At 70.3% G+C, this 5881-nt stretch carries 6 protein-coding genes and 1 other RNA gene; 1 reads left to right on the top strand and 6 read right to left on the bottom strand.

Translation table 11 applies throughout. The features are described 5' to 3' along the window. The first annotated feature begins 68 nt into the window (after positions 1–68). Positions 69–1037: an aldo/keto reductase gene (locus tag D455_RS0112140; RefSeq protein WP_017570994.1), complete on the top strand. Its 969-nt coding sequence runs from the start codon at positions 69–71 to the stop codon at positions 1035–1037. Between the two features lie 58 nt (positions 1038–1095). Here D455_RS0112140 and D455_RS0112135 read toward each other — a convergent pair whose 3' ends face one another. The 6 genes from D455_RS0112135 to D455_RS30165 all read right to left on the bottom strand — a co-directional run. After that, the gene (locus tag D455_RS0112135; RefSeq protein ID WP_017570993.1) at positions 1096–1881 is read right to left on the bottom strand and encodes a class I SAM-dependent methyltransferase; all 786 of its coding nucleotides are present in this window, start codon (positions 1879–1881) and stop codon (positions 1096–1098) included. A 156-nt stretch (positions 1882–2037) separates the two neighbouring features. Beyond that, positions 2038–2781: a DUF2812 domain-containing protein gene (locus D455_RS0112130; protein WP_017570992.1), complete on the bottom strand. Its 744-nt coding sequence runs from the start codon at positions 2779–2781 to the stop codon at positions 2038–2040. Beyond that, the gene (locus D455_RS0112125) at positions 2778–3110 is read right to left on the bottom strand and encodes a PadR family transcriptional regulator (protein WP_017570991.1); all 333 of its coding nucleotides are present in this window, start codon (positions 3108–3110) and stop codon (positions 2778–2780) included. Before D455_RS0112125 ends, D455_RS0112130 begins: the two co-directional genes overlap by 4 nt. A 14-nt stretch (positions 3111–3124) precedes the next feature. Continuing rightward, positions 3125–3883, bottom strand: a complete 759-nt coding sequence (locus D455_RS0112120) for a CPBP family intramembrane glutamic endopeptidase (protein ID WP_017570990.1) — start codon at positions 3881–3883, stop codon at positions 3125–3127. 565 nt (positions 3884–4448) lie between these two features. Further along, positions 4449–4820, bottom strand: a transfer-messenger RNA (tmRNA) gene (gene ssrA, locus D455_RS32850). Positions 4821–5329: 509 nt separating this feature from the next. Next, positions 5330–5881, bottom strand: a 552-nt coding sequence (locus D455_RS30165; RefSeq protein WP_040684809.1) for a penicillin-binding transpeptidase domain-containing protein, incomplete at its 5' end; no start/stop codon positions are given.

The following is a 5881-nucleotide window of genomic DNA, read 5'->3' as shown; positions in this document are numbered from 1 at the left end:
CTGCTCACACATCGGACTCACTCATCTAGAGTCGGTGCCGTCCCACTCCCTCGACGGAAGGCGAGCCCATGGACTACGTCAAGCTGGGCCGGACCGGACTGGACGTCTCCCGCGTCACCCTCGGATGCATGAGCTACGGGGACCCCGCCAGGGGAAACCACGACTGGACCCTGGACGAGGAGGCCAGCAGGCCCTTCATCCGCCAGGCGGTCGAGGCGGGCGTCAACTTCTTCGACACCGCCAACACCTACTCGGACGGCAGCAGCGAGGAGATCGTCGGCCGGGCCCTGGCCGAGTACGCAGACCGCGACGAGATCGTGCTGGCCACCAAGGTGTTCGGGCGCACGCGCAAGGGCCCCAACGGCGGCGGGCTGTCGCGCAAGGCCATCCTGTCCGAGATCGACCACAGCCTGCGGCGTCTGGGCACCGACTACGTGGACCTCTACCAGATCCACCGCTGGGACCCCGACACCCCGATCGAGGAGACCATCGAGGCCCTGCACGACGTGGTCAGGGCGGGCAAGGCCCGGTACGTGGGCGCCTCCTCGATGCACGCCTGGCAGTTCGCCAAGGCGCTGCGCGTCGCCGACCTCAACGGCTGGACCAGGTTCGCCACCATGCAGAACCACTACAACCTGCTCTACCGCGAGGAGGAGCGGGAGATGCTGCCGCTGTGCGCGGACGAGGGTGTCGGGGTCATCCCGTGGAGCCCCCTGGCGCGCGGTCGACTCACCCGGGCGTGGGGCGCCGAGACCACGCGCAGCCGCGGTGACGCGTTCGGGGAGAGGCTGTACGAGGGGGCGGACCGGTCGATCGTGGACGCCGTGGGTCTGGTCGCCGAGAAGCGCGGGGTCCCCCGGGCCCAGGTCGCCCTGGCCTGGGTGTCCCGGAACCCCGCGGTGGCCTCGCCGATCATCGGCGCCACCAAGCCGCACCACCTGGACGACGCGATCGCGTCACTGTCGCTGGAGCTGACCGACGACGAGGTGGAGGAGCTGGAGCGCCACTACACACCGCGCCCGGTCGCCGGCTTCTGAGCTCCGGAGGCGACGCGAGGGGAGCACGGGGTTCGGCGCGGACCCGCGCCCGGCGGGGTCAGCCCTTGACGGTGACACGGATCTTGGACTGGCCGTGGGGACGCTCCTCCCAGTCCTCCATGAAGCGGGCCGAGAGTCCGTGCTTCGTCGCGAGGTCGAGCAGCGTGTCGGTCCGGTAGTAGAAGTCCTCCCGCAGCACGTGGTGCTCGGTGCCCTCGGTCCGGTCGTAGGTGAAGTCGAAGAACCCGTCCGGTGCCAGGATCCGTCCGACGTGGGCCAGGCACTCGTCGATCACCTCGATCGGCGAGTGCGAGAACACGCTGTGCGCGTGCACCACGTCGAAGTGGCCCTCGGGCAGGAAGGAGAAGGTCAGGTCCCGCGTGATGGTCAGGTGCGGCAGCTTGTCCTGGAGGCCGCGCTCGGCCAGTACGCCCTTGGCCGCGATGAGGATGTCCGGGGAGATGTCGATCCCGTAGTAACCGCCCGTGTCCAGGTAGTCGATCAGCCGCCACCCCGCGCGCAGGTTCCCGCAGCCGATGTCCAGCATCCGGTGTTCGGGTCTGAGTCCGTGCTCGATCAGGTAGTCGAACTGCATCTGTCCCAGGGCCAGCCAGCGCTCCTCGTTCTGGCTGCCGACCGCCGCCTTGGGATCGCGTGCCGCGTCGGAGGCCATCACCGCCCGGTAGTAGTCCACGTGGTCGCGGTGGGTCAGGCGCAGTTTCAGGTCGCGGGCCGAACGGCGCACGTACGGAGCGACCTTCCCCGGGTTGCGCAGCGCGTAGCGCATCTTGTGGACCAGGGACGACCGGTTGGCGTTGAGGGAGGCGGCTGTCTTCTTCGGCATCAGAAAGGCTTTCTGTCCAAGGCGCTCAGCACACCCGTGGCTACGGGAGGCCGGGGGAGGCCCTGAGGCTACTGCCTCCGCCCCGGACGCGGTAGAGGTCTTCGACCGTACCCGGAGGAGCGCCGCGAACCCCGCATCTCCGGACTTCCGGGGGCGTCAGTTCCGGTCGCGACGGGCCGCCGCCAGTCGCGCCGCTCCCCAGGAGAGGCCGAGTACGAGGAGGGCGCCGAACACGAAACCGACGGCGGTTCCGGCCCACTCGGCGGGCCCCTCCGCCTCACCGGCCCCGTCCACCATGCGCAGGACCGACCAGGTGCCCGCCACCACCGCGACCACCAGGCAGACACCGATGGCCACGGCGCCCCTCGCACCCAGGAAGTAGCGGCGGCGGCCGGGTGCGGGCGGCGCGGAGAGTTCGGCGGCGGGACCGGCGGTGACCGAACCGGGGCGTTTGAAGTAGGCGAGGACCGACCAGTGGCCGCACGGCTCCCAGCCCCCGGGTGCCAGGCGTTCGGCGAGGCGCTCGCGGTCGCCCCTGCCCGGGCTGAGTTCCTGGCGGTACTCCCAGGTCTGCGGGTGCTCGGGGGCGCGGCGGCTGACGAAGCGGCCGAGTCGGTCCACCCGTTCCACCTCCCAGCCCTGGGCGCCCATCTCGTTGAGGCGGGCGGGGCCCTCGAAGGCGTCGGCGGACCAGAGCAGCACGTCCGGTTCAGGCTCGCGGGTCTCCTCCTCGGGGACGAGGGCGGCGGCGAACTCCTCGATCGGGCCGAACTCCTCCTCCGGGGCGGCGCCACTCTCGGCCGTGTGCGCGGCCAGGTCGTCCAGCAGCGCGCGGGACCTCTCCGCGTCGACGCCGCGTTCGGCCAGCCGGGCCGCGAGCCCGTCGAGATAGTCGCTCATCGGATTCCTCCCTCAGCGAGTACCGAGCGCACCGATGCGTCGAACTCCGTCCATGCCCTGCCCTGCTCCGCCAGGACCGTGCGCCCCTCGTCGGTCAGGACGTAGTAGCGGCGGCCGGGCCCCTTCTCCACCGCCCGGTACTCGGCGGCCACCAGACCGGCCTCCTCCATGCGGTTGAGCACGGGGTAGAGCGTCCCGCCGCGGATCCTGCCGAGACCGGCGTCGTCCAACCGCTTGGCGATCGCGTATCCGTAACTCTCGCCCTCGGTCAGGCTGGCCAGGACCAGGAGGTCGAGCACCCCCTTGAGCCAGCTCGCGCGGCGGTCCATCCGTGTCGCTCCCTTCATCGGGCACTTCCGGCACCGATTGTCCCGGACTTCCGGGGCTCCCCGCCCGGGGCCAGCAGGAAGGAGCGCAGGTCGATCAGGACGTGCAGGAAGATCGGCATCAGCAGACTCCCGCTGCTCAGGTACAGGCTGGTGAGGCCGAGGCCGACCAGGGTGACGAAGAAGAGCCCGAGCCAGCCCTGGTAGGCGTGGGCGAGGACGAAGACGGCCAGGCCGATCCCGGCGGCGACGGTGACGTCCAGCCCCAGGGAGACGCCGAGGGCGATGAGTAGACCGCGGAAGACGATCTCCTCGCACACGCCAGCGGTGACCGAGGCTCCGGCGGCGGCCCAGCGTTCGCGCCGGTCGCGCGGCAGCATGGCGGAGACCGTCCGCTGCCGCACGGCTCTGAGCCCGCGGTCCAGCCCGGTCACCCGCATCAGTACCAGGACCGCCACGATTCCGACGAGCATGCCGACCATCGTCCCGAGGGTCTCGCTCATGCCCTCCTCCGGGACTCGGAACCCCACGTCCGTGAAGCGCAGACCGGGTGAGGCGGCGACGATCAGCATGACGACCGCGGTGAGTCCCCACCAGACGAGGGCTCCCGCGCCGAAGAACCGGGGCAGGGCGCCGGGGTCGGTGTCGCGCACCCGCTCCAGCCGGGCGTAGGCGCTCCGGCCCCACCAGGGTTCGACGGCCAGCAGGTAGAGCACGACCAGTGCGGCCAGCCCCAACCCGAGGGCCGAGAACTCCATGCTCTCGGGGAACGACATCTCCGCCACCTCCAAGGGGTTGCTTACGCCACCTAGACCATAGAGCTACCTAGTTAGGAATACAACCTATATGGTGGCACTGACCCCGGAGCCAGACACGAGAAAGGCCCCTGCCGACCGCGAAGGGCCAGTTCAGAGGCGGTGGAGCAAGGGGAGCGGGGATGCCCCGAAGGAGCACGCCAGCCGCGGCCGTGCCGTGAGGCGCGACGGCCGAAGGCCGAGCGGCACACCGGGGGCGCCGAGTGGGCGGAGGTTGTCCGCAGCCCGGAGTACAGACTTGTTGGGAGCGAGGACAGGTGGCCACACTGGGATACGGGGGCGCGTGGCGCGCTCACGAGCGGCGCAGACACCCCTGAATTCGAGCCTGGGCGGCTCCCGGCTACCGCACCACCGCCTGGCCACGCCTGTGGACGACCTGCGTGGAGCTGACCCGACAGCCGACATCGACCACAGCCGTGCCGCGAGGCGCGACGGCCGAGCGGCACACCAGGGGGTTTGGGGGCGTCCCCCCGAAAACACGACGGGACGATCCCGCGAGCGCGCTCGCGGGATCGTCCCGTCGTCAAAGTGGAGGTGGCGGGAATCGAACCCGCGTCCTTCAGTACCGAGCCAGGGCTTCTCCGGGTGCAGTACGTGCTGTCGTTCTACTCGACCCCAGCGCTTGCACGAACACATCGCTGACAGGCCCAGCCACGTGAATGTCCCGCCCAGGCCCCGTGGCCTGATCTGGGCGGTGAGTCATCTGGCTGATGCCGGGATCTGGGCCGATGACGAGCCCAGGCCGACAGAGACGCTATCGCTTAGGCAGCGAGAGCGAACTCAGTGCGCTTAGAATTGGCACTTGTGTTTATGCGAATGCAGGATTAACGAGGTCACATACGCAACCCTCGACCCGCTTCCCCTGGAACGACTACCAAAGTCGAAACCGATCACCCCCTGTGGAATTTTCACGGCCTCCCCGCCGGGGCGGGAGGGCCGGCATGCGAGCGGCGAACGCTCGCGCGTCCGTCACTCTACCGGTAGAACAGTACGAGGGCCAAGCTGATTCCCGGCCTGGGGAACGAATCCCCGCTGTTCCGCCGGACCCGGCAGAGCCCTCCGCGAGGGACCGTGCCGCGTACTCGTTGAACAGCACGGGGACCGAGATGATTCCCGGCTCCGGAGAGAAGCCCCCACCCCGTGCCGAACAGGGAGAAACCCCCGCGGGCGCGGACGCAAGAGGTGGTCGACGCGGCCCGCGGGGGCGGTCGGCAGGGTCGGGCCGACCTTGGGAAACGACAGGATCTCCCCCGAGATGAGGTCCTGCCTCTCACTGGTCCGCTACCCCCTGTCGCGGCCCAGTCATAGGGGAAGACGCGAGCGGACCTCCGGGAGGTTGCCCGGAGGTCCGCATTCTGTCCTACGCGGGGAGAACGATGGCCGGCGTCGCCGTCCTTCCCCCGAGCCCTACCAGGCGGCCCCCTCGGTACCGGCCAGGTCGTCCCCGCTGGACGGGCTTCCCTGCCCCGTCGAAGGCACACCGTCCCGCCCGGTGGGCGACCCGGTCGGCTCGGTGGGCACTCCGTTGGCCATCGCGGTCAGGAACGAATCCGCCGCGTTCACCGCGTGCTGCGACACCAGGGTCACCGCCGGATCCACCTCGGCGAGGACCGCGAAGGCCACGTCGCCCTGGTAACCGACGAACCAGTGCAGGGACGTGCCGTCCTGCTCCACGCGGGCCGCCTGCCCGTACACCTCCTCCCCGGTGGCGAGCAGCTGGGGCATGCGGTTGAGCACCGCGTCGCGCAGCCCCGTGCGCACCGTCTCCAGGTGGGCCTCGTCCATGGAGACGTCCCCGATCGGGTCCGGCCCCTCCTCCGGCACCAGGGTCGGCGCGTTCCACGTGCCGTCCGCGACCGCGGCCGCGGCCAGGGCCATCGACAGCGGGCTGACCCGGACGCCGCGCTCGCCGACCATCGCCGAGGCCACGTTCAGGTCACCGTCCTCGATGGACACCGT

Origin of the sequence: Nocardiopsis halotolerans DSM 44410, from assembly GCF_000341065.1 — a bacterium.
Lineage (GTDB): Bacteria > Actinomycetota > Actinomycetes > Streptosporangiales > Streptosporangiaceae > Nocardiopsis > Nocardiopsis halotolerans.
This window is presented reverse-complemented; position numbering and strand designations above follow the sequence as displayed.

Bases quoted from the DNA above. Each gene is read 5' to 3' on its own strand.
- D455_RS0112135 (WP_017570993.1), bottom strand. From the start codon at position 1,881: ATGCCGAAGAAGACAGCCGCCTCCCTCAACGCCAACCGGTCGTCCCTG.
- D455_RS0112125 (WP_017570991.1), bottom strand. From the start codon at position 3,110: ATGGACCGCCGCGCGAGCTGGCTCAAGGGGGTGCTCGACCTCCTGGTC.
- D455_RS0112120 (WP_017570990.1), bottom strand. From the start codon at position 3,883: ATGTCGTTCCCCGAGAGCATGGAGTTCTCGGCCCTCGGGTTGGGGCTG.
- D455_RS0112140 (WP_017570994.1), top strand. From the start codon at position 69: ATGGACTACGTCAAGCTGGGCCGGACCGGACTGGACGTCTCCCGCGTC.
- D455_RS0112130 (WP_017570992.1), bottom strand. From the start codon at position 2,781: ATGAGCGACTATCTCGACGGGCTCGCGGCCCGGCTGGCCGAACGCGGC.